This is a genomic window from Pseudomonas oplopanacis (assembly GCF_057128725.1).
The window spans coordinates 1-1,134 of sequence record NZ_JBSKHV010000039.1 but is presented as its reverse complement, the minus strand read 5'-3'; the positions used below and the strand labels follow the sequence as shown (position 1 = coordinate 1,134).

The 1,134-nt window shown below is 54.4% G+C and carries 1 protein-coding gene; it reads right to left on the bottom strand.

The window, feature by feature from the left end:
* Window positions 1-31 precede the first annotated feature (31 nt).
* Entirely contained in the window at window positions 32-979 is a 948-nt protein-coding gene (locus ACWKV5_RS29595) for an IS110 family RNA-guided transposase (protein ID WP_483844147.1), read from the bottom strand.
* Between the last annotated feature and the right edge of the window lie 155 nt (window positions 980-1,134).

Sequence of the window (1,134 nt, the reverse complement as noted above, 5' to 3'; positions counted from 1 at the left end):
TGTGGGAGATTCTATGGTTGAGGGGAAGCCCTCAACTGGTTTTCGATTGGTATTCGCTCTGCCCGTTCAGCAGGGCGAATACGACCCGAGCAAGCTTGCGAGCCAGCATTACCAGCGCCTGAGTGGTACTGAAGCCCCGAGCTCTTTGCGCTTCGTAAAATCCTTTCCAGGCCGCCGTTCGGCTGGCCGCCATCGCGGCATTGTGCAAAAGACGGCGGGCCTCTGGGTCACCTCGCTTGCTCAAACTCCGGCGACTATCTTTTTGTCCTGATTTCGCCACCCGCAAATCCATTCCCAAGAAGGCGATAAAGGCATTCGCGTTTCTGAAGTCGCCCCGCTGGAATGCTGCAATCAAGCGAGCCCCGGTCAAAAAACCAATACCTTCAACGTTCAGGCAACGTTTTAACTGGCCGAGCAAACCGGCTTCTTTCAGATGGTCCTTAATCGTCTTTTCAACCAGCGTTTCAAGTTGCTGCATGGATTTCACCTGCTCGGCGAAAGCAGCCTTCAGCAACGGTTCATTGGCCCAACTTTGCACCAGGCCCACTCGCGCCTGGACCAACGCCGCCCGGCGGCGGAACAGGCTCAAGAGCTGGCGGTACAGAGGAGACGGCGGGGTCCAGGGATGAAGCTCCTCAGCTTCATTCTTTAAATAACGGGCGAGTAATTTGGCATCGAGCGCATCAGTTTTAGCGCGAACTTTGACACCTTTGCGGTAATGACTGAGCTCATAGCCGCCCACCATGTAAATGGTGCAGCCAGCCTCATAGGCCAAGTCCGCAAACTCCAGGTGATAGATGTTGGTTGCCTCAATGGCTATCGCCACCGTCTCTGGCAAGTCCTTCAACCACTGCTTGATAGCCGCTTTGGTGTTGGGAATCGCTTCGAGCAAATCGAGCTCAGCCTGATAAATCACCAATTCATTCTTGGCGACATCCACACCCACGATCGGCTTTGAAACAAGAACCGGCATTGCCATTGGATTTGCTCCGGGATAAGGTTTTAAGCACTTGAAGGGCTCACCCAGAGGCGCAGGCTTGTTCCTATCGTCGGTCTAGCCAGAAGCATTCTTTATCGGCGCTTGGGTGAAAGGAGGAGGGGCGAAATCTCCCACGGTCTGTACTGCGTCAACAG